Source organism: Streptomyces sp. NPDC048411, from assembly GCF_040704695.1.
Lineage (GTDB): Bacteria > Actinomycetota > Actinomycetes > Streptomycetales > Streptomycetaceae > Streptomyces.
The window spans coordinates 1-25,356 of record NZ_JBEZKL010000022.1 but is presented as its reverse complement, the minus strand read 5'-3'; the positions used below and the strand labels follow the sequence as shown (position 1 = coordinate 25,356).

Below are 25,356 nucleotides of genomic sequence, written 5' to 3'. Positions count from 1 at the left end.
CGCCCGCGCGTCTGTCGACCGGCCCACCTTCAGTGCGCGCTCCGGGAGGATTCCCCCTGCCGTTCCTTCCCCACCATCCTCAGCTGGGCAAGGACTTCGGCTCCCCGCCCGAGGCACCGAAAGCCTCGGGCGGTAGAAGCGCGGCATAAAAGGAGTGTAAAGATTGCCGGACCACGGCAATGTCATGCCCGGCGCTCGCGTGTCAACATCCGTTCGCCGGCAGGGCGCGAGCGGGGAGAGGGGCGGTGAGCGCACATGACCTGGTTTCCGGGGCTCGGCACCGCAGGGGTCGCGCTTCTCGTCCTGTCTCTCGTCTTCGATGGGGTGCTCAAGGAGCCACCTCTGGCGTATGACGGTCCGAAGCAGCAGTAACCAGGGAACCTGCCGCCGCTCGGCGGCTTCGCAGAGATGGGGTACGAGCCGTGTTCACTTGGCTCTGGCTGGTCTTCTGGTCGGCGTTCGCGCTGCCCTTGGCCGTCGCCTCGTTGAGAGGCTGGGCGCCCCGGTGGATCCGCCGTTCGACCAGTCCATGGGGCATTCGCGTGCGCGGGGTCGCTCTGCTGGTCATCTGGGCCGCCGGCACGGTCGGTCCACTGCTGCACTTGAGCGGTCTGGGCACCGAAGACTTCGGACTCCTCGCCACCGTCGTGCAGGTCGGCCTGTTGCTGTTCGCGGCCGGACTCATCGGCGGATCACAGCTCGGTGAGCGGTTCCACCGGCGCGAGATGCGGCGCCGGGCGGTCGATGACACGCGAAGCCGGGGAGAGACAGATGCCTGAGCCACTCCCGGCGACGCACACGACCACCGCTGTCGAGATGGACGCCACCGCCGAAGGACTCGCCGAACGTCGCCGTCGCGCCCGCGGATGGGTCTGGGCCGGGCTCGCGGCCGTGATCGTCGGGCTGTCCGTCGGGCCGGCCGCCGACGAGGCAGGTGTCGGCTGGGTGAGCGACGTCGCCGTAGCCTGCGTCGGAGGCGGTCCGGTCGCCGTGGTCGTGGGCATGGTGGCGCTCATCAACTGCCGCCGCATGCGGCGCGCGCTCACGCGCCGTCCCTGGATCGCATGCCCCGCCGTGACCGTCCCGACCCGTCAGGGCGCTCCGCGAGTGGTACTGCGGGACCCTGTCGGCGACGGTCTCGTGCTGTTGTCGGTACGCACCGTGCAGCAGCGCCATCACCTGGCCAGCCCCGGTCGCAACGGTGTGCTGTGGTGGTGCGGCGACGCTCGGACCGGCGGAGTCCTCGCCCAGCCGGGCGGCGCACACCTCCTGTGGGCACGCCCCGTCCACACCGACCGCACCCGTCGCGACGAATTGAAGATCGCTGAACAACGAGGACTCCTCCACAGACCGACGCCGGTGCAGCCACAGACCGCCCTGAGCGATGAACTCGACCGCCCCCAGGAACCGGACCTGACTTACGGAACCATGGCGGAAGCGGCCTACCGACAGGCGATTCCGGAGGAAAAGGGCGCCGGCCCGCGCCATGAGGCCGACATCCGGGTCGTGCCCTGGTGGCGCGTACGCTCACTGCTGGAGATATCCCAGCTCTGGCCGACCGTGCTCAACGCGGCTTTCGCGATCGGGATGACGGTGGCCTGGTGGCTGCTCGGCAGGGATCCGGTCATCTCGATGCCGCTGATCTTCGCGGCCCTGTCCGCATTCAACGCGCTCCGGTTCGGCCACCGCATGCTCGACGGGATACCCGCGGTCAAGGCCCTCGCGCTCGCTGCCCGAGCGCCCGTTCCCGTTCCCAAACGCTATGTCCTCCTGCCCGGCCCCGACGACGGGTTCGTCCTGGTGCTCTTTCCCGCGCGCGGAGGCCCGGACGATGCACCGGAAGCGTTCATGGAGGTCAACCCCCCGGGTACGCCCAAGCACCCCACGCACGGGATGCCGCCGCCGGCCGGGGCCGCGGAGCTGCACGGCTGGCAGGACAGCGGCCCCACTGTCGTCCCTTGGATCGAGGGCCGTCCTCTGTGGCCGCGGCACCAGTACGAGACCGTGAACCTCAACAACCCGCAGGACCGGGACCACTTGGCCGCCCTGGTCGGTGGCGGGGGCGCGGACACGTGAGCGAAACGGCCGCAACTCCCCGGTCCACGCCGTGAGCTCACGCGTAGCCGAATGCATGACGCCGGGCGCGCCAAGGGTGCTCGTCGTGGACGACGGGCAGGTTGCCAGGGCCGGCCCGGCGGCGGCCGACCGCACGGTCGGGGCCCAGGGGTGCCCGGAAGGATTCGGATTCGGCCTCAATGGACGGGTCCGCACCGCAACGACCGCGGACGATCCTCTGTCGCCGGGCGCCGCAGTGCCTCCCACTGCGCTGCGGCGCCGTCCAGCAGCATCTCCAGGGCCGTGGGATAGGCGCTGTCGAGCATGCGGGTCGCCAGGAGGGGCGCCGCCTCGGCGATCCGGGGGTGAGTGGTGCGCGGCAGTCGGGCGTACGTCGAGCGCCACATGTCCTCGTCGGCGCTGAGACTTTCGCGTGGCAGGGCCAGCGAGGCGGCGTCGAGCGCGGCGAAGGCCAGGGTCTGGTCGATGAAGGCCTGGTAGATCCGTACCGTGTCCGGCAATGGGAACCCCGCCGTGCGGAGTATGTCAAGGATGGCCTCGTCGGCCGCCAGCTCGTTGGCCCGGCCGGTGACCCGGTTCGCGGTCAGCAGAGCCGCCTGCGGATGCCCGAGGTACGCGGCGTGGATGCGCAATCCGAGGCCGCGCAGATCCGACCGCCACTCCCCCGTGGGCCTCCAGCCCTGCAGCGCCTGCCCGATGAGGGCATCGCCGATGGCAAGGGTCAGATCGTCCATGCTGCGGAAGTACCGGTAGAGGGTGCTGGGGTCGGCGTCCAGGGCCAGGCCGAGACGGCGGGCGGTGAGTCCCGTGCTGCCGTGCTCACGCAGCATCCGCAGGGCGGTCTCGACGATCAGTTGCTCGGACAGCACGGTGCCGCTCCTGGTGGGACGGCGGCGCCGCCGTTTCTCCTCGGGCACCACCGTTTTCGCCATCGCCGCCTCCTCGCCCGGCCCTTATGCCAACACCATTGACCTTACCCGAGCACCCGGCGTTTGATCTCCCGGCAGGGGCGTCGCACCTCCGGTCCGCGCGGGCACGCCCCATCTCCACAGAGAGGAAGTCCGTGTCATGCGTGTTCTGCTTGTGGGAGCCGGCGGTGTGGGCACCGCGATCACCCGGATCGCGGCCCGACGCTCGTTCTTCGACGAGATGATCGTGGCCGACTACGACCTGAGCCGGGCCGAAGCGGCGGTCGCTGCACTCGCGGGCGCCACAGGCCGCTTCCGTGCCGAGCACGTCGACGCCTCCGACCAGGCGGCGGTGACGGCGCTGCTGACGCGACACGGGTGCGACGTCCTGCTCAATGCCACCGACCCGCGGTTCGTGATGCCCCTCTTCCAGGCGGCATTCGCGGCCGGCGCAACCTATCTCGACATGGCGATGTCTCTGTCGCGCCCGCACCCCGAGCGGCCGTACGAGGAGTGCGGGGTCATGCTCGGCGACACGCAGTTCGCGCACGCCGCCGACTGGGAGAAGGCGGGCGCGCTGGCTCTCGTCGGCATGGGTGTGGAGCCAGGGCTGTCCGATGTCTTCGCACGGTACGCGGCCGACGAACTCTTCGACGAGATCGAGGAGATCGGCATCCGCGACGGTGCGAACCTCACCGTCGACGGCTACGAGTTCGCCCCCTCCTTCAGCATCTGGACCACTATCGAGGAGTGCCTCAATCCGCCGGTCGTCTACGAAGCGGACCGCGGCTGGTTCACCACCGCGCCCTTCAGCGAGCCGGAGGTGTTCGACTTCCCCGAGGGCATCGGCCCGGTCGAGTGCGTGAACGTGGAGCACGAGGAGGTGCTGCTTGTCCCCCGTTGGATCGACGCACGGCGCGTGACCTTCAAGTACGGCCTGGGCGAGGAGTTCATCCAGACCCTCAGGACGCTGCACCTCCTGGGCCTGGACCGGACCGACCCGGTGACCGTGCCGAGCGCCGCGGGCCCGGTGGGTGTGTCGCCCCGGGACGTCGTGGCCGCCTGCCTGCCGGACCCGGCGACGCTGGGCGAGCGCATGCACGGCAAAACCTGCGCGGGCACCTGGGTGCGCGGCACCAAGGACGGCGAGCCGCGCGAGGTCTACCTCTACCACGTGGTCGACAACCAGTGGTCGATGGCCGAGTACGGCTCCCAGGCAGTGGTGTGGCAGACGGCCGTCAACCCGGTCGTCGCCCTCGAACTCCTGGCCACGGGCGCGTGGACCGGCTCGGGAGTCCTCGGCCCGGAGGCCTTCCCCGCGCGCCCCTTCCTGGACCTGCTCAGCGCGTACGGCTCTCCGTGGGGCGTGCGGGAGCAGTGACCGCCCTCGGCTCACCAGGGGATCGGACGTCCCCCCTCGGTGAGGGCGAGCGTCGGACAGCCGATCCGATCGCCGCTGTCGGGGCACTCCCCGTTGTCGGCGTCGGCCAGGAGCACCGTCAGGGAGGGTCACCGCGAGATCGTCGCTTGCGCGGTGACCCTCCCGGCCTGCGCGCCTCCCGGCCGTGGAGTCCCGGAGCCGGGCGGGCGACTGCACGGCCCCGGGGCCCGGGCGATCAAGCTCACAGGGGCCATGGGCTGTCCCGCGATCCCTGACGGGCGCACGACGACCGCTACGGCACCTCGCCGCGTTGTGGGAACGTCCGAATACAACCCGTATGCGGATGCCCCTCCGCCGTGCGATGCACCGCATCCGACGCCGCGCGCTGGTCCGCCAGGGAATCCGGGACACCCCTTACGGCCTCCCCCGCGATAGGGAGTGGGGGAGGCCGTTAGGCGATCACCATCAGGAGGTCGCCCGCCTCGACCTGCTGCACGGAGGTGATGGCCAGACGGTCCACCGCTCCGGCGACCGGAGCGGTGATGGCGGCCTCCATCTTCATCGCCTCGATCGTCGCGATGGTCGCTCCCGTCTCGACCCGGTCTCCGGCTGCGACCGACAGAGTCACCACCCCGGCGAACGGTGCGGCCACGTGTTTCGGGTCGGACCTGTCGGCCTTCTCCGCGGCCGGCAGTTCCGAAGCCACCGAGCGGTCACGCACGGGGATCGGCCGGAGCTGGCCGTTGAGGGTGGCCATCACGGTGCGCATGCCGCGCTCATCCGCTTCACCGATCGCCTCCAGTGCGATGAGGAGCCGCACCCCGGGCTCGAGGTCCACCTCATGCTCCTCCCCCGGCAGCAGACCGTAGAAGAAGTCCTTGCTCGGCAGGACTCCGGTGTCGCCGTAGGCGTCCCGATGCGCCTCGAACTCCTTCGCCGGACCGGGGAACAGCAGCCGGTTGAGAGTGGCCCGCCGGTCCTTTTCCAGTCCGTCGCGGTCCCCGGCGGACAGTTCGGCGACCGGCCTGGGCGCGGCGCGGCCCTTGAGGGCCTTGCTACGGAAAGGCTCCGGCCAGCCGCCGGGCGGGTCGCCCAACTCGCCGCGCAGGAAACCGATCACGGAGTCCGGGATGTCGTACGCGCCGGGCTCCGCGGCGAACCGCTCGGGTGGGACGCCCGCGCCGACGAGGTGCAGGGCGAGGTCGCCGACCACTTTGGACGACGGTGTGACCTTGACCAGGCGACCGAGCATGCGGTCGGCCGCGGCATACATCGCCTCAATGTCCTCGAACCTGTCGCCGAGGCCCAACTCCCGCGCCTGGACACGCAGGTTGGACAGCTGACCGCCGGGGATCCCGTGGTCGTACACGCGCCCGGTGGGCGAGGCCGGCCCGGCCTCGAACGGCGCGTAGATCCTGCGCACGATCTCCCAGTACGGTTCGAGGTCGCCGACCGCCCGCAGGCTCAGCCCGGTCGGCCGCTCGGAGTGGTCGGTGGCCGCGACGATCGCCGACAGCGAGGGCTGCGAGGTGGTGCCCGCCATCGAGGCCACCGCTCCGTCCACGGCGTCGGCGCCCGCGTTGATCGCGGCCAGGTAGGTGGCCAGCTGGCCGCCGGCCGTGTCGTGGGTGTGGAGGTGGACGGGCAGCTCGAACTCCCTGCGCAGCGCGGTCACCAGTTTCGCGGCGGCGGGAGCCCGGAGCAGCCCCGCCATGTCCTTGATCGCCAGGACGTGCGCGCCGGCCTCGACGATCTGCTCGGCGAGCCGGAGGTAGTAGTCGAGGGTGTAGAGCTCCTCGGCCGGGTCGGACAGGTCCGAGGTGTAGCACAGGGCCACCTCGGCAACGGCCGATCCGGTCTCGCGTACGGCGTCGATCGCCGGCCGCATCCGGCCGACGTCGTTGAGCGCGTCGAAGATGCGGAAGATGTCGATGCCGGTCCGGGTGGCCTCCTCGACGAAGGCGGTGGTGACCTCCGCGGGGTACGGGGTGTAGCCGACCGTATTGCGGCCACGCAGCAGCATCTGCAGGCAGATGTTGGGCACCGCCTCACGCAGGCGGGCCAGGCGATCCCAGGGGTCCTCGGCCAGGAAGCGCAGCGCCACGTCGTAGGTGGCGCCGCCCCAACACTCCAGCGAGAGCAGCTGCGGCAGAGTCCGGGCCACGGCCGGGGCAACGGCGAGCAGATCCTTCGTCCGCACCCGGGTGGCCAGCAGGGACTGGTGGGCGTCCCGGAAGGTGGTGTCGGTGACGGCCACCGCGGGTGATTCCCGCAGGCGCCGCGCGAAGCCCTCCGGCCCCAGCTCGGTCAGCTGCTGCTTCGACCCGGCGGGCGGTACGCCGTTCGCGATATCCGGCAGTTTGGTCGTGGGGTCGATCAGGTGCGGGCGCTCGCCGTGCGGCTTGTTGACCGTGACGTCGGCGAGGTAGGTGAGCAGGCGGGTACCGCGGTCGGCGGAGTGGCGCGAGGTCAGCAGATGCGGGCGCTCCTCGATGAACGACGTGGTGACCCGGCCCTCCTGGAAGTCCGGGTCGTCGAGAACCGCCTGCAGGAACGGAATGTTCGTGGCCACGCCGCGGATGCGGAACTCGGCCACCGCGCGCCGGGCCCGTCGCACCGCGGTGGCGAAGTCCCGGCCCCGGCAGGTCAGTTTCACCAGCATGGAGTCGAAGTGGGCGCTGATCTCGGAGCCGACGAAGGCGGTGCCGCCGTCCAGCCGGATGCCTGAGCCGCCCGGCGAACGGTACGCGCTGATGGTGCCGGTGTCCGGCCGGAACCCGTTGGCCGGGTCCTCGCTGGTGATCCGGCACTGCAGTGCGGCACCCCGCAGGTAGATCCTGTCCTGCGCGAGACCGAGGTCGGCCAGGGTCTCGCCGGCGGCGAGGCGCAGTTGCGCCTGGACCAGGTCGACGTCGGTGACCTCCTCGGTCACCGTGTGCTCGACCTGGATGCGCGGGTTCATCTCGATGAAGACGTGGTTGCCTTCCGGGTCGAGCAGGAACTCGACGGTGCCGGCGTTGCGGTAGCCGATGCTGCGCGCGAAGGCGACCGCGTCGGCGCAGATGCGGTCCCGGATCGCGGGGTCGAGGTTGGGCGCCGGGGCCAGTTCGAGGACCTTCTGATGGCGCCGCTGCACCGAGCAGTCCCGCTCGAACAGGTGGATGACGTCGCCGTCTCCGTCGGCGAGAATCTGCACTTCGATGTGGCGGGGGTCGACGACGGCCTTCTCCAGGAACACCGTGGCGTCGCCGAAGGCGGACTCGGCCTCGCGGGACGCCGCCGCGATGGCCTCGCGCAGGTGCGCGGCGTCGTCCACTCGCCGCATTCCGCGCCCGCCGCCTCCGGCAACCGCCTTGACGAACAACGGGAAGCCGATCTCCTCCGCGGCCGCCGCCAGCTCGTCCACGTCGGTCGACGGCTGCGACGACCCCAGGACCGGCACACCCGCCGCACGCGCTGCGGCGACCGCGCGCGCCTTGTTGCCGGTCAGTTCCAGCACCCCGACGCTGGGACCGATGAACGTGATTCCGGCGGCCTCGCAGGCCCGGGCCAGATCCGGATTCTCGGACAGGAAGCCGTACCCGGGGTAAACGGCGTCCGCCCCGGCCCTGCGTGCCGCGCCCACGATCTCCTCGACCGACAGGTAGGCGCGCACCGGGTGCCCCCTCCGGCCGATCTCATAGGCCTCGTCGGCCTTGAGACGATGCAGCGAGCCGCGGTCCTCGTACGGGAACACCGCCGCCGTTCCCGCGCCCAGCTCGTAGGCGGCGCGGAATGCGCGGACGGCGATCTCACCACGGTTCGCGACAAGTACCTTCCGGAACATGCGCAGTCCCTTCCTGACGTTCGCGACGTGCGCGCCCGACGGGCGCCCTCCTAACTGATGCCCTGTCTATACCCGTACAAGAGCAGCCCGGGCCGAATCACCACCGGCCGGTCGCTCTTCAGCAGGCTCGCGAAGGTCATCATTGAGCGGTCGGGTATGCCTCGGCTCGGTGTGCGCGGTGCTGATCAGCCACGTCCAGCGACCTGCCGCCTGCGGGGCGGGATCTCCGGGTGGTTCCGGCCGAGTGTCTGCCTGACCATGCGGAAGGTGTGTTCGGGCGCGACGCTGCGCAGGAATGCCTGTCGGCGCCGGTCACGGCGTACGCTGGACCGCCGCGCTCGCGCAGCATCGAAGGTTCTCCGCCTTCAACGGCACCGACCACGCCACCCGCAAGGAGCGGGGCAGCATGATCCGCCGCTACATCGTCTGGCGAATCCGCCCTGCCGACGACCGGCGTCCACGCGCCGTGGCCGGCAGGGCGAACGTTCCTGATGCGGGACTACGGCTTGTCCCGTGTCAGCATCGGCAGCAGCAGAGCAGCTGACCAGCTGAAGTGGGGCGAGTTGAGTGGGGCTCCCGTCGTCGGGTCGTAGTTCTCCATGATCGGCCCGTTGCCGGTGAGGCCCGACGCATGGGTGAGGAGTTGATCCGTCAGAGCGTTCGCTTCCTTGACGTAGCCGTAGCGGCGCAGGCCGTCGCGGGCAAAGTAGGCCTGGTCGAACCACACGGGGCCGCGCCAGTACGCCGTCGGCGAGAAGTAGGGGGAGCTCTTCGAAACGGTCGGGAACGGGACGGTCGTCGCGAACTCCCCCGGGTCCATCAGCTTGTCGCGCACGGCGCGGGCCTGCGTCCTGGACGCGGTGCCGGTCCACAGCGGGACCGCGCCCTCGATGCCACGGCCGCGGGCCGTGAGCGGCGCGCCGCTGCCCAGCGCGGTGTCGTGGAACCAGCCGTCAGTGGGGTCGTACATCGTCGTGCGGACGGCGGAGGAGGTCGCGGCGGACCGCTGCTTCCACCGCTCGGCGTCGGCGCCGCGGCCGAGCGCGCCCGCGATGCGCGCCAAGTGGCCCTGGTCAGCGGCGAGATAGGAGTTGAGGTCGACGGACTCCTGGTTGAGGGAGTAGCCGAGGAGCGTTCCGTCGGCCGCGCGGTTGGCGACGACGTTCGCGCCGAGGGCGGCGTCGAAGCGGGGCGCGTTGTCCATGCCACTCTCCCAGGCAGCGGCGAGGCGCCGTTCCTCGGGCGAGTTGTTGGCGGGGTCGACGGTGGCACCGTACTCGGCGAGGCCGTTGTGGTCGTGGTCGCGGTTGCGGTACCACCAGGCCTGGTAGGCGGCGAGCTTCGGGTACATCTCACGAAGGAAGGCCTTGTCGCCCGTCTTCGCGTACACCTCCCACACGGCCCAGGCTGCCAGCGGGGGCTTGGAGTTGCGCTCGTTCCAGTTGCCGCCGCCGCGCGAGGGGTCGTTGTAGAAGATGACGTCGGGGATCATCCCGGCGTCCTGCGGGCGCGTCGCGGAGTCCGACGTGATCTGCCAGTCGAACATGGAGCGGATCTGCGACTCGGCCAGATCGGGCGCGAAGCGGGCCGTGCCCACGGCCTGCTTCCAGGTGTCCCAGGCCCAGATTCCGCCGGTGAACCACTTGTAGGAGATCGACGGCGTGATCCCGTCGTGCTTGATCTGCCCTGCCGCGCTGCGCCAGTTGGTGACGAGGGTCTCCAGGGACTTCACGGCGGCGCGCCGCCGGTCCGCCGGCACGTTCCGGGTCACTCCGGCGACGTAGCCGTGCCAGCGTGCGTCGCTCGCCGAGACGACCGACGCCGGGTGGTCGAGGACGTCCCGCACCGTCGCCTTCTCGCGGGTTCTCTCGGCGACGGTGAAGGTGTAGGACTCGGTCCAGTCGAAGCTGTGCGAGCGACCCGGCGCAAGGGTCACCGGCTCGGTGGCCTCGGTGCGGTACGTGTCGCCGTCCACTGTGGTGCGGACGCGGTCCTTGTGGGTGACCTCGAAGCGTTCCGTGCCGTCGGTGAGGTACTCCCAGGTCTCACGGACCTTGGTGAAGTCGACGCCGACGCCCGAGCGGGTGGCCGTCAACGAGGGCGCGTCGCGCATCGGTCTGTCGGCGGGCCGCAGCAGGCTGCCCGTCCAGTCGGCGCCCAGCGTGCGGGGCGCCGAGCCGGTATTGCGGACCTGGGCGCGCACCAGGGCGCTGCGGTCGGTCGCGAAGCGGAGTTCGAGGGTGAAGCGCAGTCCGTGGCCGAGGTCGTACGACTGGAGGAGCCGGCCGGGCAATGACGTGAACCGGGGTGTGCCGCCGCCGGCCAGGTCGAGAGTGCGGCCGTTTTCGGTGAGGCGGATACGGCTGAAGGACTTACTGAGCCACCAGGGGTATTCCTGGGCGATGTAGAGGGGCCCGGAGAAGCCGCCGTACGCGTCCTTGTCACCGGCTTTCGGCAGGGCGTAGGCATGCCAGGCCCCTTGGTCGGCGAAAACGGTGACAGGGTTGTTGTCCTCGTCGTCGCCGGGCAGGGCTGCGGCCGGGGTGCCGTGCAGGTCGAGCACGTCGGCGTACGGGGACGCCGGCGCCGGGTGCTCATGGGCGGAGGCCGCTTGCGGCACGGCGAGGGCGCCGCCGGCAAGAAGGAGTGCGGTCAGAGCTCTCAGGGGCCGGTTTCCGGTCACTTCTGGGTCCCTCCAGGGGAGTCGGTGGCGATGCGCAGGACCGCGGCACCGAGCGGGCCGAGGCGTACGTGGTCACGGACGGTCGTCCCGGTGAGCAGATCGGTGCCGCCTGCGGCGTAGGCGCCGGTCAATGGCGTCCGTGTGTCGTGGTCCGTGTGGTTGAGGACGAAGAGGTACGTGCCCTGCTCGCCGGTCCGGACGGTGGACTCGACTCCCTCGGGGACGTCGAGCACGGGCCGCACACCGGCCTCCAGCAGGGCTGCGTCGAGCACGGCGCCGATGCCGTCGCCGAGGTGAGCACTCGCGTACCAGGCGGTGCCGCTGCCGTAGGGGTGGCGGGTGACGGCGGGGCGGCCGGTCAGCTCTCCGGCCGCGTACACGTCGACGACCTCGGTCTCCGGGCCCTCGGTCTCGATCCACTCGCTCCAGAGGGTGGCCTCGGCGCCGGAGGCCAGCGGCACCGCCTCGCCGTCGGGGATCGGCCAGAACTCGTCGACGCTCACGCCGAGTACGTCTCTCAGCGGTCCGGGCGGACCCCCGTCGTGGATGTGATCGTCGCCGTCGACGACGCCGCTGAAGGGTCCGCACACGAAGTGGCCGCCTCCCCGGACGTACGCGGCGATGCGTTCGGCGTTCTCGCCGCGCAGCAGGTGGAGGTTGGGCGCGAGAGCCGCCCGATAGCCGTCGAGGTCGGCGTGCGGGGGCACGAACTCGGCGGTGACTGCGCGGGCGTGGAGCGCCGCATACCAGGGGCGCAGGAGGTCGCGCCAGCGCATGCGGGCCGAGGGGTGGTCATCGGCCTCGAGGGCCCACCAGGAGTCCCAGTCGAGGACGATCGCCACGTCCGCGGGGGTGGTGGCGCCGGTGACCTCGCCGAGCCGGGCGAGTTCGGCGCCGAAGCGGACGGTCTCGCGCCAGCCGCGGGAGTCTGTGCCGCGGTGCGGAAACAGTGCGCTGTGGTATTTTTCGGCGCCCGCGCGGGAGGCACGCCACTGGAAGTACATGATGCCGTCAGCGCCGCGGGCCAGGGCCTGGAGGGACCAGAGGCGTTGCAGGCCGGACTTCTTGGGGACGTTGACCGGGCGCCAGCTGACCGCGGACGGCGCCTGTTCGAGGAGAAGCCAGGGGCGGCCGCCCTTGAGCGAGCGCATCAGGTCGTAGTTGAGGGCGGCGTTGACGTGGGCGTGCGGGTCGGCAGGGTCCGGGTAGGCGTCGTCGGATACGAGGTCCTCGTGCTCGGCCCACTTCCAGTAGTCGAGTGCCTTGAACATCGACATGAAGTTGGTGGTGGCCGGGATGTCCGGGCTCAGCTCGCTCAGGACGCCGCGCTCGGCGCGGTGGCAGTCCAGGAGTGCGTCGGAGCAGAAGCGCCGCCAGTCGAGGAGCTGCGTCGGGTTGACCGGTCCGGGCGCGGTGCGCGGGGGTTCGATCTCGGCGTACGTGCCGTAGCGCTGCGCCCAGAAGGCCGTGCCCCAGGCGTGGTTGAGGGAGTCGATCGTGCCGTAGCGGTCGGTGAGCCAGGTACGGAAGTGATCGGCGGAGCGGGCGCAGAAGCACTCGGTGACATGGTCCCCGTACTCGTTGTGGATGTGCCACAGGGCGACCGCCGGGTGATGTGCGTAGCGTTCGACGAGGGTGCGGGTCAGGCGCACGGCGGCGGCGCGGTACACCGGCGAGGACGGGCAATAGTGCTGGCGCGAGCCGAATTCGAGACGTACGCCGTCGGCCGTGACCGGCAGGATCTCGGGGTGGGAGCGCACGAGCCAGGCGGGGGGTGACGCGGTCGCGGTGGCCAGGTCGACGGCGACACCGTGCCGGTGACGAGCCCGTCCCAGCCCTTCTCGAAGTCGACGAGTCCCTTGTCGTGCAGGGTCTTCATCAGCGTCATGGCCTGCACGGCCTCGGGGGTGTCGACGGCGACCCGGCCGCCCTTGAAGTAGGACTGCCCCTGCTGCTGGAACAGCATCGGCAGGATGCCCGCGTCGGTGGAGTCCATGATGAGCAGCTTGCGGCCGGTGGCCTTCTTGATCCGTACACCCGCCGCCACGTAGTCGTCCCAGGTCAGCAGAGACTTGGGGTCGACTCCGGCGGCACGGAAGTGGTCCGTTCGGTAATACAGCGCGCAGGGGCCGATGTCCCAGGGCAGGGCGAGGACGGCGCCCCCCTTGCCGGTGACGGTGCGCCACGCGGCGCGGTCGAAGTCGCCGCCGTAGCGGCCGCCGAGGCTCGTCAGGTCGTAGAAGCCGCTCGGGAAGTTGCCTGTGTAGCGCGGCATGTAGCTGCCCTCGACCGTGAGGACGTCGGCGAGGCCCGAGCCGCCGCGCAAGCCGACGGTGATCTTGTCGTAGGCGTTGTCGTATCCGATGTCGACGACATCGACGGTGGTGCCGGGGTGGCGCTCCTCGAAGGTGCGGGCCAGACGCTTCATGGCCTTGGCGGCCACGTCCCACGACCAGACAGTGATCTTTCCGCTGACCTTGCCCTTCTTGTCACCCTCCTTGCCGCTGATGCCGCGGGCGCCTCCGCCGCCCGCACCTCCTATGGCGCACGCGCTGACCAGGGACGTTGCCGCGGTTGCCAGACCTGTGGCCAGAACAACCCGTCGGGTGGGTCTCGTTGACACTCTTGCCTCCTGGAGCCTGAATGCCTAATGCTGTATTCAGAACACTGAATGACAGAGCTCGCCGTCAAGAGGCGTACACCCAAAGACTTTTGCTGCTGTGGTTCACACTTCCGTCGGCTCACGCGAAAGGCGCGGCATGACGTCACCCCAGGAATCCGCCCCCTCTTACGTTCACCCCTACATCCCGAACGCGGTCCCCGCCGTGCGGCAGGCGATGCTCGAGGAAATCGGCGCGGCGAGCGTCGAGGACTTCTACGCCGACATCCCGGACTCCATCCGGCTGCACCGCCCCCTCGACCTGCCGACCCCGCTGCGCTCGGAGGCCGAACTCATCCGCCACATGGATGAGTTGCTCGGCCGCAACACCTCGACTCGGCAGGTGCTCAGCTTCCTCGGCTCCGGCTGCTACCGGCACCACGTACCGGCGGTCGTGGACGAGGTGGTCAACCGCAGCGAGTTCCTCACGGCGTATGCGGGCGAGCCCTACGAGGACCACGGCCGGTTCCAGGCACTGTGGGAGTACCAGTCGATGATGGCCGAGCTGCTCGATGTCGAGGTCGTCAACGTCCCGGTGTACGACGGCTTTCAGGCCTCGGGAACCGCGCTGCGGATGGCCGGCCGGATCACGGGCCGCCGCCGCGTGGTCGTCGCCACAGCCGTCGACGACGACAAGCTCTCCCGGATATGCGACTACGTACGCCCCGACCACGACGTGACGGTCGTGCCCGTCGACCCGGACACCGGCTGCGCCGACCTCGCCGCCGTACGCGCCGCGCTCACCGCTGGCGACACAGCCGCCGTGTACGCGGACTCACCCTCCGCGCTCGGCATCGTCGACGAGGCGCTGCCCCGTCTCACCGAACTCGCCCACGAGTACGGGGCGTTGTACGTCGTGGGCTGCAATCCGCTCACACTCGGCGTGCTCGCACCGCCCTCCGCGTACGGCGCGGACATCGCGTGCGGCGACATCCAGCCGCTCGGCCTCCACCAGAGCTTCGGCGGCGGCAACGCGGGCTTCATCGCCACGCGCGACGAGGAGACGCTGGTCGCCGAATACCCGTCACGCCTGTTCGGTCTCGTGCCGACGACCGTCGAGGGCGAGTACGGCTTCGGCGACGTCGCCTACGAGCGGACGTCGTTCGCACTGCGCGAGGAGGGCAAGGAGTGGGTCGGCACGGCCGCCGCGCTGCACGGCATCGGCGCCGGGGTCTATCTCGCGCTGATGGGACCGCAGGGCATGCGGGAGATCGGCGACACGATCCTCGCGCTCACCGCGTACGCCCGCCGACGCCTCGCCGAGGTGCCGGGCATCGAGGTCCCGTACGGCAACGCCCTGCACTTCGCCGACTTCACCGTCCGCTACACGGGCAACAGGACCGCCGCCGAGATCCGCGCCGACCTCAAGGAACGGGGCATCTTCGGCGGCACACCGACCGGCACGCACGAGGCCGCGTACTGCGTCACCGAAGTCCACACCAAGGCCGACATCGACCGACTCGCCGCAACCCTCGAGGAGATCGTCAAGTGAGCGCCCCGCACACACCCGTGTCCGTCTCCCCCGAGGAGGCCCGCGTCGCCGACAAGCCGCGCCTCCGCCGTTTCCAGCAGGCCTCCTGGGACGAGAAACTGATCTTCGAGCTGGGTTCGCCGGGCGAACGAGGCATTCTCGTACCGGCGGCCGATCCGTCGGTCGACCAGGTGGAGATACCCGCCGCACTGCGCCGCGCAACGCCGCCCGCCCTGCCGGAAATGTCCCAACAGCAGGTCCTGCGACACTACTTGCGCCTGTCGCAGGAAAACCTGGGCGCGGACCTCAACATCGACGTCGGCCAGGGCACCTGCACCATGAAATACAGCCCCAAGGTCAACGACCAGTTCGTCCGCGACCCGCGGATCGCCGCGCTGCATCCGCTCCAGGACGAGGACACCGTGCAGGGCGTCCTCGGGATCATTCACAGCCTGGAGCAGCTCCTGAAGGAGATCTCTGGCATGGACCGGGTCTCGCTCCAGCCGGGCGCGGGCTCCGCGGCGATATACACGAACATCGCCATGATCCGCGCCTACTTCGCCGCGCGCGGCGAGCTGGAGCAGCGCGACGAGGTGATCACGACGATCTTCTCCCACCCGTCGAACGCGGCCTGTGCGAAGACGGCCGGCTTCAAGGTCATCACCCTCCACCCGGACGCCGACGGCTACCCGGACATCGAAGCGCTCAAGGCGGCGGTCGGCCCGCGCACGGCGGCCCTCCTCATCACCAACCCCGAGGACACGGGCATCTACAACCCGCACATCGAAGACTTCGTACGAATCGTGCACGAGGCGGGCGGACTGTGCTCGTACGATCAGGCCAACGCCAACGGCATCCTCGGCATCACGCGGGCACGGGACGCGGGCTTCGACCTGTGCCACTTCAACCTGCACAAGACGTTCTCGACACCGCACGCGTGCGGCGGTCCGGCGGCCGGTGCGTGCGCGGTCACCGCGGACCTCGCCCCGTATCTGCCGCGCCCCACGGTCGAGTTCGACGGGTCCGCGTACCGGCTCGACGACGACCGGCCCGATTCGGTCGGCAAGATGCGGCCGTTCTACGGTGTCGTGCCGAACCTGGTCCGCGCCTACGCGTGGATCATGTCGCTCGGCGCGGAGGGTCTGCGGGCCGCCGCCGAGACGGCGGTCCTGAACAACAACTACCTCCTCCACAAGGTCCGGCAGATCCCCGGCGTCTCGATCCCCTACGCGGCCGGGCGCCCACGCGTCGAGCAGGTCCGCTACAGCTGGGAGAAGCTTCACGAGGACACCGGCCTGCACTCCGAGGACATCGGCCTGCGCGCCGCGGACTTCGGCACCCACTACTGGACGAGCCACCACCCGTACGTCGTGCCCGAACCCATGACACTGGAGCCGACCGAGTCCTACACGCGAGCCGACCTCGACGAGTACGCGGCGATCCTCGCAGAAATCGCCCGCGAGGCCTACGAGGACCCGGAGACCGTACGCACGGCGCCGCACCGCTCGACCATCCACCGCGTACGCCCTGAGGCCCTCGACGACCCTGCGACCTGGGCGGTCTCCTGGCGCGCCTACCGCCGCAAGGTTCTCGGTGAGGCGACCCGTTGACCCGGCTGCCCAGGATCGGCCTGGTGGTCAACCCGGTCGCCGGCCTCGGTGGCCGGGTCGGCCTCGGCGGCACCGACGGCCCCGAGCGCGCCCGCGTGGCACTCTCACTGGGGGCGCGCCCTCTGGCCGGGGGGCGCGCGGTGGCCGCGCTGGGTGAACTGGCGCTGCGACTGGGTGAGTTGGCGGTGTCGGGGCGCACCCGCCAAGTGCCCGGCGCCCCCGGCCCCGGCGAACAGGTGAACCTGCGCGCCAGTTCGGCGACCCGTGTCCCGGACGGGCGCCGCGACGGGTCGGCAGGCGCGGCGCACGCTCCGTCCGACGTCCCGGGCGGCGCGCCCACAGGCGCGCTCCACGCACCCGACGGCATGGCCGAACTCCCTGCGCATCCCGCGCCGGACACGCTCAACGGCCGGCCCGGTGGCGCGCCGCCTCCCAGCACGGCCTGCCCGCCCCCGGGCTCCCGCATCCTCGTCGTGACGGCCGCCGGCTCCCTGGGCGCCGACTCCGTCGCCTCCGCCGGGCTTCCCGCGCGGGTCGTGTACGCGGCCGAGGACGGTCGGGACACCTCGGCCGCGGACACGACAGCCGCGGTGCGCGCCGTCGTCGCCGAAGGCGTCGATCTACTCCTCTTCGCCGGGGGCGACGGCACCGCCCGGGACGTGCTCGCCGCTCTCGGGGACGCGCCCTGCCCCGTCCTCGGCGTGCCGACCGGTGTGAAGATGCACTCGGCCGTCTTCGCCGTCAGCCCGCGCGCCGCAGGTGAGGTCGCCGCTGCGTGGATCGCCCGCAACGGCGCCGTACGGCTGCGGGACGCCGAGGTGATGGACCGCGACGAGGATGCTCTGAGCGAAGGCCGCGTCACATCCCGGCTCTTCGGCTGGCTCCCCGTCCCCGACGTGCCGGTACGCGTGCAACAGCGCAAGACCGGCAGCACCGCCACCGCGCCGGGGGCGGTCGGCGGCATCGCGGCCGACGTTGCCGAGCGTGTCGGCGACGGGCTGCTGGTACTCGGCCCCGGAAGCACCACCCGCGCCGTCGCGGCCGCGCTCGGCGCGGATGTCACCCTCACTGGGGTCGACGTGCTCAGCCTGCGCACCAGTCAGCCGCCGCGCGTCGTGGCCCGCGACGCCGCCGAGGACACCCTCCTCGCGCTCGGTCCGGCCTGGATCGCGCTCTCCCCCATCGGTGGCCAGGGATTCCTCCTCGGCCGCGGTAACCAGCAGATCTCGCCCCGGGTCCTGCGCGCGGCGGGCGGCCGCGATCATCTGCTCGTGCTGTGCACCGAACAGAAACTGTCCGCGCTCGGCGGCCGCCCCCTCCTCCTCGACACCGGCGACGACGCGCTCGATGCGGAACTCTCCGGCCACATCCCCGTCATCACCGGCAGGCGGCGTACGTCGCTGTACCGGCTCGCGACCTGACCCGACACCCATGGAACCCGTACCTCCACGTCCCAGAAGGAGCCCAAGATGATCTCTCTTGACGGCAAGCGCGCCCTCGTGACCGGTGGCGGAGCCGGTATCGGCCGCGCCACCGCCCAGGTCCTCGCCGAACTCGGCGCCCGCGTGGTGATCGCAGACATCGACACGGAAGGCGGCGAACAGACGGCGAAGGACACCGGAGGAACGTTCGTACGCTGCGACGTGTCCCGGCGCGAGGACTGCGAGGCCGTCGTGCACACGGCGCAGGAGCGGTTCGGCGGCGTCGACGTACTCTTCAACAACGCCGGCATCATCCGCCGCTCCACGGTCTGTGAGATCACCGAGGACGACTGGGACCTGGTGATGGCCGTGAACATCCGCTCGGTGATGCTGATGAGCCGCCTCGTGATCCCGGGGATGGCGGCCCGGGGCGGCGGCTCCATCGTCAACACCGGGTCCGGCTGGGGCATCCGCGGCGGCGGCCGAGCCGTCTCGTACTGCGCGTCGAAGGGTGCCGTCGTCAACATGACCCGCGCCATGGCCATCGACCACGGCCCCGACAACATCCGCGTGAACTGCGTCTGCCCCGGTGACACGGCGACCGGGATGCTCGCCGAGGAGGCCCGCCAGCTCGGCGAAAGCTCCGACGCGTTCTACGCCGATGCGGCCGACCGTCCGCTCGGCCGCATCGGACAGCCCCGGGACATCGCCCAGACCGTGGCGTTCCTCGCCTCGGACGCCTCGGCGTTCCTGAGCGGGGCAATCATCCCGGTCGACGGCGCCGGTACCGCGTGACCCGCCGGTAGCGGATAATCGACCGCACCGAAGGGGAGGGCAGCCGCACATGCCAATCGAAAACCGCCCGCTGCGCGAACAGGTCAAGGAGGAACTGATCAAGCGCCTCGGGCGCGGCACGATCGCGACCACCGAACCGATCAACGAGGGACAGCTCGCCACCGAGCTCGGCGTCAGCCGTACTCCGCTGCGCGAGGCCCTGATCACGCTGGAGCGTGAAGGCGTCATCACCAGTGAGCGCGGCAAGGGCTTCCGCTTCACACCACTCAGCGCACAGGAGTTCCGTGACCTGTCCGCGATCGTCGCGACCCTGGAGGCGCTGGCCCTGGAGTCCAGCGACCCCGAGTACCTGGCGGCGACGGCTCCCCGGCTGCTGGAGGAGGCGCGCGCTTTCTCGGCCCCGCAGGCACCGCACGACGTCATAGAGCGGTACGACGACGCGTGGCACGACCTGCTCCTGTCGGGCTGCACGAACGACCGCCTGATGAAGCTGATCACCTCCCTGAAGGTGACGATGCACCGCTACGAGCGGGTGGCCCTGGGCGACCAGGACATCCTGGAACGTTCCGCGGTGGAGCACGAGCGGATCGCCGAGTGCCTCCAGCGCGGCAACCTCGACGCGGCGGTCGCGGCGCTCAGGGACAACTGGAACAGCGGAATGCACCGGATCCTGGAACACCTCAAGGACTGACGCCGTGCGGCGAGTCCCTGGTGGAGCCGTGGTGCGGGTCGGGCCCTGGGCTTGACCCGCACCGTCCATTCGGGGTCCGATCACCGTGGATCGGACGTGAGGAGCCGGCTGGGCCAGTACTTCGAGAACCCGAGTCCGGTCAACGGTCAGCCGTTCACGGATATCGCCCGAGGCACCGAGGCGGACGCGGAGCGCGCCCCGGACACGGCGCACGCTGCCGCGCCCGCCCGGGGCCGTACGTCGCCCACCGCGCACGCCGCCCGGCTCAGCCGGCGAACTGGGCCATCCACGCCTCGACTTCGTCCGCGGCGCGCGGCAGCCCGGCCGACAGGTTCTCGTGGCCGCCGTCGGTGACGACCAGGTCGTCCTCGATCCGGACGCCGATGCCGCGCCATTCCTCGGGCACGGTCAGATCGTCCGCCTGGAAGTACAGGCCTGGCTCGACGGTGAGCACCATGCCCGGCTCCAACACGCCGTCGACGTACTCCTCGTTCCGGGCCATCGCGCAGTCATGGACGTCCAGACCGAGCATGTGGCCGGTTCCGGCCATGGTGAAGCGGCGCTGCAGGCCGAGTTCGTACGCGCGGTCGACGGGGCCGTCGATGAAGCCCCACTCGACCAGCTTCGCCGCCAGGTAGCGCTGGGACGCCTCGTGGAAGTCGCGGTACTGGGCGCCCGGCTTGACGGCGGCCATGCCAGCCTCCTGGGCCTCGTACACCGCGTCGTAGACCTTGCGCTGCACGGGCGTGAAGGTCCCGCTGATCGGAAGGGTGCGCGTGACGTCGGCGGTGTAGAGGGTGTGCGTCTCCACGCCCGCGTCGAGCAGGAGCAGGTCGCCGGGGCGCACCGGGCCGTCGTTCTCCGTCCAGTGCATGATCGTGGCGTGCTCGCCCGCCGCGCAGATCGATCCGTAGCCGACGGAGTTGCCCTCCAGGCGTGCACGGCGGAAGAACGTGCCCTCGATCCACCGCTCGGACGAAGCGATCGCCCGGGAGAGCTCGCCGACGACGTCGGTGAATCCGCGCACGGTGGAGTCCACGGCCTTGCGCATCTCGGCCAGCTCCCACGCATCCTTGACCAGGCGGAGATCGCTGAGCGCCTCTTCCAGTTCGGCGTCGCGCTGCTCGTCGGTGGTGACGGCAGCCTCCAGGGCCGGGTCGATGTCGCGGACGATCCGGGTCGGCGCGCCGGAGGCGGCGGCCAAATCGTCGGCCGCCGTGCGGACGTCTCGGCAGGGCAGACCGAGCACGAGCTCCGACTCGGCGAGGGAGCGGCGCCGGCCCATCCACAGTTCGGCGGTGTAGCCGAGCCAGAACTCGTCTGTGTCCCTGCTGTCCCGCGGCAGCTGATAGCAGTAGGCGTCGTGGCCGCCGTCCGCGCGGGGTTCGAGGACGAGCGCGCCGTCCCGGGCCTGGTCCCCGGTCATGTGCACATAGCCCGAGTACGGCCGGAACGGGTAGGTGTCGTCGTTCGAGCGGACCTTGAGTTTCCCCGAAGGGATCACCAGGCGTTCGCCGGGAAAACGCGCGGAGAGCGCGGCGCGGCGGCGGGCCGCGTACGGAGCCTGCTCGCTGAGCTGCAGACCGTGCCGCTCGGTGTCCGCCCACCCCGTCCGCATCAGGGCGGACAGTTCCTCGGAGATCCCTTGGTAGAGACCGTTCTTTCGACCTTTCGCCACTTCATACACCTTCTTCTGGGTGGGTTCCTCAGCGGCAAGGGGTAGGGAGGCGCGTTCGGACAGGCCGAACTCCCTCCTGGTGCAGCCCCAGGCGCACTCGCTGCCACCGGTCGTCGGCGGCTACCGGACGGTACCCCGCACCGCGCTCACCGGGTGCCGAAGACTGCCACTGGCACAGATCGGCCACCGGACATCCGAACCGCCCGCCCGGAACGAACGGGAGCCGTCGATAATGCCTGACATGGCGAACGCAAAACTCAGCGAAGCTCTTCGGCTTCTGGGGATCGATCACGAGGCAGGCCGGCTCTATATGGCCCTGCTGGAGCTGGCGCCCGCTCCGCTGAGCGAGGTCGGGGCCGCGGCAGCTCTGGACGGCGCGGAACTCGCCGCGACGTACGGCGAACTGGTCGACGCAGGCCTGGCCAGTGCCGCCGTGGAGGGCCGCGACGTGGTGGCCCCGGTTCCGCCCGGCGCAGGGCTGGAGATCCTCGGCCGGCACCGGGCGGCCGAGCTCGACGAGTCGCGCATCACCGTCGGGGGCGCGTTCGAGTCGTTCCGGCGGCAGCGGCTCGCCGCGTACAACAACGATCTCGTCGAAGTCGTCACCGGGGAAGCCATCGGTCCCAGGATGCGCCAAGCCTGGGCCAGTGCCCGCGAAGAGATCCGGCAGTTCGACTCACCGCCGTACTTCCCCCTCTCCGGCGCCACCGACGATTCACTGGCCACCCTCGCCCGCGGTGTGACGCAGCGTGTCGTGTACTCGCGGGAGTCGCTGGAGCATCCGGGCCAGCTGGAGGCAGTCATCGAACCGTGCATCGAGGCCGGTGAGCAGGCCAGGGTACTGCCGTCGGTGCCGGTCAAGCTCGTGATCATCGACGACGCGTACGCGCTCGTGTCGTTGTCGATCAAGGAGGCCGATGTGCACAACACCATGCTGGTCGTGCAGCCGTGCGGGCTGCTCTCCGCGCTCGTGGCACTGTTCGAGCAGGCATGGCAGAACGCACTGCCCTTCCACGGCCGCACCGTCCGGCCGGGCGGCCTGCTGCCCGCCGACCGCCGCCTGCTGTGGCTCCTTGCCGGTGGTGCGAGCGACGAGGTCATCGCCCGGGAGATCGGAATCAGCCGCCGCACACTGTTCCGCCGAGTGCAGATCCTGATGGCCCGGCTGGGTGCCACGAGCCGGTTCCAGATGGCTCTGCAGGCGCAACGTTGCGGGTGGCTGTGACCGGGGCATGCCCGTCTGCCCCGACCGGGGACGACGGGGCAAAGCTTGCCGGGCGGGCGCCGGAACTCGGCCGGGTAACTACGGGGGCACAGAAGCCTTCTTGAGCGTCTGGATCATCATCTGTCCAGCAAGACGACGCCACCGGACCCGGGGCACATCAGAGCCTCCACCGATCCCGAAGCGGTTCACTCATCGCTCGAAGGTGCCGTACACGGTTGCCCGTGCGATTGCGTGTGTGAACAGGAGGAAGTCCATGAGGGCAGGTGTCGTCGTCTCAGACACCTCCAGTTTTTCGACATCGACGGCATGCACCACGAGGAAGTAGCGGTCCGGGCCGTTGCCGGGGGGCGTCGCCGGACCGAGGTACCTTCTGTAGCCGGCATCGTTGGTCAGCGTCACCGCGTCGGCCGGCAGATCGCTGCCGTCTCCCGCTCCGGCCGGCAGGTCAGTTACGGAGGCCGGAAGGTTGGCCACGGCCCAATGCCAGAAGCCTGAGGCGGTGGGTACGTCAGGGTCGAACATCGCCACTGTGAAACTGCGCGTCTCCTCGGGAAACCCGGACCAGCTCAGCTGCGGCGAGATGTCCGATCCACCCGCTCCCAAGATGCCGCTCACCTGCTCCAGGGCCAGCGGCTCACCGTTGGCCACCGACTCCGAGGTCACCGAGAAGCTCCTGATCGGCGGCATGAAATCGTAGGGACCATAGGGTTTGATCACGACAATCCCTCGCATTCGCAGGCATGCTTTCGTGCTCTGCGGCCGGTCCCACGGCTGGCCGTGCTCCCCGCACGGCAGGCGCCAAGACGCCCGCTGAACTGCGTCGGTCACGAGTCAGGACACGCGGTCCGCGCCCCCCAGCGACCGAGACGATACTCACCGTGACATGCGTCGCGGGCAGGGGCCGCACCTACTAGGGCCTGTTCTGAGTTCCCCGTCGTCCGCGCGAAGCACGGGCGCAGCGGTGGTCGGTGCGGCGAGCGTGCGTGCCGGGCGTCGGGGCGCAGGCGGGGAACTCAGAACAGGCCCGAGGTCCACTGGGTCTGCTGCTGTGGCAGGATTTGCCGAATTGGCGCTTCACCGGCGCGAGCACTGCCGCCTTCGGCGAAGGAGACACGCGGCGGCGCAAGCCCGCCTCAGCGCGCCTATGCCGCCGCCGTACAACGACGTATCCAGCGCGGCACTCCCATGCACCAAGGGTAGGTTCCGGACGGGAACCGGGCCACCGCGTGGCTGTGGGAGGTACCAGCGATGCCACCACCGCTGCGCCACGCCGCCACTGCTCACAGCGCTCAACCTGCCGGCCGGCGCAGGACTTGCAGCAGGCTGCTGTCGGCAGGGCCTGCGATAGCACCCCAATTCAACTGACCTTCGGTCAGCGACCGGACTGCTGCTATTCGGCGGGGATCGACGGCTCGGTCGTACCTGGATTCCGGAGACGTCAGTGAGGCACGCGCGGTGCCCAACCCGCTGCGGCCTGCCACCTCTTGTCGCCCTCCGTTCTCCAGATGCGTGGCAGCGGCAATCGCAGGAACCTGGTGATATCCGAAGCGGAGCGGCGGCCGCGGTGACCGCTGATGCATCCGGAGCCCTCCGGCTCTGCACCGGCCCGCATCGCTGCTTGCCAGCGAAAGCGAGGCACCCCTATGCAGATGCAAGCAGCCCGGATGCACGGATACAAAGAACCCCTTCGAATCGAAGAGGTTTCCGCGCCCGACCCCGCGCCGGAGGAGATTCTGCTGAAGGTCGCGGCGACCGGAATGTGCCGGAGCGACTACCAGCTCCTCGACGGCTATTTCAAGGGCCCGTTCCCCGTGGACCTCCCCTTCATCCCCGGTCACGAGGTTACCGGCCGAGTAGCCGGCCTGGGCAGCGCCGTACCGAAATCGGTGGGCTACTCGGAGGGCGACATGGTCGTCGTGAATCCCAGTTGGGGAGACGGCACTTGTCGGCAGTGCCGCGAAGGCAACGAACAGTTGTGCAGCGGCAACGGCAGGTGGGTGGGCTTCGGCCCTCCCGGAGGCTTTGCCGAGTACATGGCCGTGGAGTCCCGCCACGCCATTCCGGTCTCAGAGAGCGCCGCGAAAGCACCCGAGCTGCTCGCCCCGATGACCGACGCGGGCATGACGCCCTACCGAGGGATGAAGAAGATCCGGGACACGGGCAAGCTTGGCCCCGGCCGCATCGTCGCCATCACGGGCATCGGCGGCCTGGGCAGCTACGGGGTCCAGTACGCGAAGCTGCTCGGAAGCGGCGCGACCGTGGTGGCGCTCGCGCGCAAGGACAGCAAACTGGACGTGGCGAAGGAGAACGGCGCGGACTACGGGATCAACGTCCGCGACAAGTCCACCGAGACCATCCAGGACGAACTGGAAGCGCTCACCGGCCGCAGGACGCTCGATGCCATCCTGGACTGCGTCGGCAGCAACGCGTCCATCTCGATGGGGTTCGACCTGCTGGGCCCGGAGGGGGTACTGGCGGCCGTGGGCCTCATGAGCAACCACGTCGAGCACAAACAGTTCCCCTTCGTGGGGATGGAACTGTCCTACCTCGGTTCCTTCTGGGGCAACCACATGGATCTCGTCGAGGTGCTCTCTCTCGCCGAAGCCGGCCTCGTCAAGCACAACGTCACCAAAGTCAAGCTCGAAGACATCAACGAGAACATGGAAGCCCTCGGCCGCGGCGACGTCGTCGGCCGCCAGGTCATCGTCTTTGAATGACGACCGCGCGGTAGGCGCGACCAGCGGCAGGTCGCTGGTCGGCGGGCGGGACTGTATGCCGCGCTGTCGCTCCTGCTCGCGGCGTTCGGCGTTGGCGAGCCGCCGCCGGGGCCGGGGCACCGCGCGAGGAGCGCGCCGACGAGGCCCTCGTCCGGGCCCTCGTCGGCACCGGTCTTCAAGGAGGACGTTGCCGACATGAAGGCCGTCGTAATGGC

17 protein-coding genes are annotated in these 25,356 nt (G+C 70.2%); 10 read left to right on the top strand and 7 right to left on the bottom strand.

Features of this window, described 5'->3' with window-relative positions; all coding sequences use genetic code 11:
• Positions 1-422 precede the first annotated feature (422 nt).
• Together AB0915_RS11125 and AB0915_RS11120 are read left to right on the top strand one after the other, a co-directional pair.
• Positions 423-779: a hypothetical protein gene (locus tag AB0915_RS11125; protein ID WP_366690809.1), complete on the top strand. Its 357-nt coding sequence runs from the start codon at positions 423-425 to the stop codon at positions 777-779.
• The gene (locus AB0915_RS11120; RefSeq protein WP_366690808.1) at positions 772-2,076 is read left to right on the top strand and encodes a hypothetical protein; all 1,305 of its coding nucleotides are present in this window, start codon (positions 772-774) and stop codon (positions 2,074-2,076) included. Before AB0915_RS11125 ends, AB0915_RS11120 begins: the two co-directional genes overlap by 8 nt.
• 176 nt (positions 2,077-2,252) lie before the next feature.
• On the opposite strand, the gene AB0915_RS11115 is transcribed toward AB0915_RS11120, so the two are convergent.
• Positions 2,253-3,008 carry a TetR/AcrR family transcriptional regulator gene (locus tag AB0915_RS11115; RefSeq protein WP_366690807.1) on the bottom strand — a complete coding sequence of 252 codons (756 nt, stop codon included), beginning with the start codon at positions 3,006-3,008 and terminating at the stop codon, positions 2,253-2,255.
• A gap of 136 nt (positions 3,009-3,144) precedes the next feature.
• Between AB0915_RS11115 and AB0915_RS11110 the strand changes: the two genes are divergently transcribed.
• On the top strand, positions 3,145-4,365 hold the full coding sequence (locus AB0915_RS11110; RefSeq protein ID WP_366690806.1) for a saccharopine dehydrogenase C-terminal domain-containing protein: 1,221 nt from the start codon (positions 3,145-3,147) through the stop codon (positions 4,363-4,365).
• A 451-nt stretch (positions 4,366-4,816) separates the two neighbouring features.
• Here the strand turns inward: AB0915_RS11110 and AB0915_RS11105 are convergent, their stop codons facing one another.
• From AB0915_RS11105 to AB0915_RS11090, 4 genes are all read right to left on the bottom strand, one after another.
• Positions 4,817-8,191, bottom strand: a complete 3,375-nt coding sequence (locus AB0915_RS11105) for a pyruvate carboxylase (RefSeq protein WP_366690805.1) — start codon at positions 8,189-8,191, stop codon at positions 4,817-4,819.
• A 499-nt stretch (positions 8,192-8,690) separates the two neighbouring features.
• Complete coding sequence (locus AB0915_RS11100; protein WP_366690804.1) at positions 8,691-10,874, bottom strand: trehalase family glycosidase; 2,184 nt, start codon at positions 10,872-10,874, stop codon at positions 8,691-8,693.
• On the bottom strand, positions 10,871-12,634 hold the full coding sequence (locus AB0915_RS11095) for a beta-galactosidase (protein ID WP_366690803.1): 1,764 nt from the start codon (positions 12,632-12,634) through the stop codon (positions 10,871-10,873). The genes AB0915_RS11100 and AB0915_RS11095 overlap by 4 nt, the downstream gene beginning before the upstream one ends.
• Positions 12,517-13,497 carry an extracellular solute-binding protein gene (locus AB0915_RS11090; protein WP_366690802.1) on the bottom strand — a complete coding sequence of 327 codons (981 nt, stop codon included), beginning with the start codon at positions 13,495-13,497 and terminating at the stop codon, positions 12,517-12,519. The genes AB0915_RS11095 and AB0915_RS11090 overlap by 118 nt, the downstream gene beginning before the upstream one ends.
• Before the next feature lie 136 nt (positions 13,498-13,633).
• Here AB0915_RS11090 and gcvPA point away from each other — a divergent pair, with 136 nt between their 5' ends.
• From gcvPA to AB0915_RS11065, 5 genes are read left to right on the top strand one after another with little or no spacing between them, the layout of a single operon-like run.
• A complete protein-coding gene (gene gcvPA, locus AB0915_RS11085; RefSeq protein ID WP_366690801.1) occupies positions 13,634-15,025 on the top strand; it encodes an aminomethyl-transferring glycine dehydrogenase subunit GcvPA in 1,392 nt (463 codons plus the stop codon).
• Complete coding sequence (gcvPB, locus tag AB0915_RS11080) at positions 15,022-16,614, top strand: aminomethyl-transferring glycine dehydrogenase subunit GcvPB (RefSeq protein ID WP_366690800.1); 1,593 nt, start codon at positions 15,022-15,024, stop codon at positions 16,612-16,614. Before gcvPA ends, gcvPB begins: the two co-directional genes overlap by 4 nt.
• Positions 16,611-18,035 (top strand): NAD(+)/NADH kinase, encoded by a 1,425-nt coding sequence (locus tag AB0915_RS11075; protein ID WP_366690799.1) that lies wholly within the window; start codon positions 16,611-16,613, stop codon positions 18,033-18,035. Before gcvPB ends, AB0915_RS11075 begins: the two co-directional genes overlap by 4 nt.
• A 48-nt stretch (positions 18,036-18,083) precedes the next feature.
• The gene (locus AB0915_RS11070; RefSeq protein ID WP_366690798.1) at positions 18,084-18,830 is read left to right on the top strand and encodes an SDR family oxidoreductase; all 747 of its coding nucleotides are present in this window, start codon (positions 18,084-18,086) and stop codon (positions 18,828-18,830) included.
• Positions 18,831-18,879: 49 nt separating this feature from the next.
• Complete coding sequence (locus tag AB0915_RS11065) at positions 18,880-19,521, top strand: GntR family transcriptional regulator (RefSeq protein ID WP_366690797.1); 642 nt, start codon at positions 18,880-18,882, stop codon at positions 19,519-19,521.
• A gap of 265 nt (positions 19,522-19,786) precedes the next feature.
• Here AB0915_RS11065 and AB0915_RS11060 read toward each other — a convergent pair whose 3' ends face one another.
• Positions 19,787-21,199: an aminopeptidase P family protein gene (locus AB0915_RS11060; protein ID WP_366690796.1), complete on the bottom strand. Its 1,413-nt coding sequence runs from the start codon at positions 21,197-21,199 to the stop codon at positions 19,787-19,789.
• A 241-nt stretch (positions 21,200-21,440) separates the two neighbouring features.
• On the opposite strand from AB0915_RS11060, the gene AB0915_RS11055 reads away from it, so the two are divergent.
• Positions 21,441-22,424, top strand: a complete 984-nt coding sequence (locus tag AB0915_RS11055) for a LuxR family transcriptional regulator (RefSeq protein WP_366690795.1) — start codon at positions 21,441-21,443, stop codon at positions 22,422-22,424.
• A gap of 189 nt (positions 22,425-22,613) precedes the next feature.
• Here the strand turns inward: AB0915_RS11055 and AB0915_RS11050 are convergent, their stop codons facing one another.
• Positions 22,614-23,141 carry a YbhB/YbcL family Raf kinase inhibitor-like protein gene (locus AB0915_RS11050; protein WP_366690794.1) on the bottom strand — a complete coding sequence of 176 codons (528 nt, stop codon included), beginning with the start codon at positions 23,139-23,141 and terminating at the stop codon, positions 22,614-22,616.
• Positions 23,142-24,088: 947 nt separating this feature from the next.
• Here AB0915_RS11050 and AB0915_RS11045 point away from each other — a divergent pair.
• Positions 24,089-25,141 (top strand): NAD(P)-dependent alcohol dehydrogenase, encoded by a 1,053-nt coding sequence (locus AB0915_RS11045; RefSeq protein WP_366690793.1) that lies wholly within the window; start codon positions 24,089-24,091, stop codon positions 25,139-25,141.
• Positions 25,142-25,356 lie beyond the last annotated feature (215 nt).

Coding starts and splice junctions, on each gene's coding strand:
- AB0915_RS11110 (WP_366690806.1), top strand. CDS start 3,145: ATGCGTGTTCTGCTTGTGGGAGCCGGCGGTGTGGGCACCGCGATCACC.
- AB0915_RS11120 (WP_366690808.1), top strand. CDS start 772: ATGCCTGAGCCACTCCCGGCGACGCACACGACCACCGCTGTCGAGATG.
- AB0915_RS11055 (WP_366690795.1), top strand. CDS start 21,441: ATGGCGAACGCAAAACTCAGCGAAGCTCTTCGGCTTCTGGGGATCGAT.
- AB0915_RS11045 (WP_366690793.1), top strand. CDS start 24,089: ATGCACGGATACAAAGAACCCCTTCGAATCGAAGAGGTTTCCGCGCCC.
- AB0915_RS11115 (WP_366690807.1), bottom strand. CDS start 3,008: ATGGCGAAAACGGTGGTGCCCGAGGAGAAACGGCGGCGCCGCCGTCCC.
- gcvPA (WP_366690801.1), top strand. CDS start 13,634: ATGACGTCACCCCAGGAATCCGCCCCCTCTTACGTTCACCCCTACATC.
- AB0915_RS11065 (WP_366690797.1), top strand. CDS start 18,880: ATGCCAATCGAAAACCGCCCGCTGCGCGAACAGGTCAAGGAGGAACTG.
- AB0915_RS11105 (WP_366690805.1), bottom strand. CDS start 8,191: ATGTTCCGGAAGGTACTTGTCGCGAACCGTGGTGAGATCGCCGTCCGC.
- AB0915_RS11070 (WP_366690798.1), top strand. CDS start 18,084: ATGATCTCTCTTGACGGCAAGCGCGCCCTCGTGACCGGTGGCGGAGCC.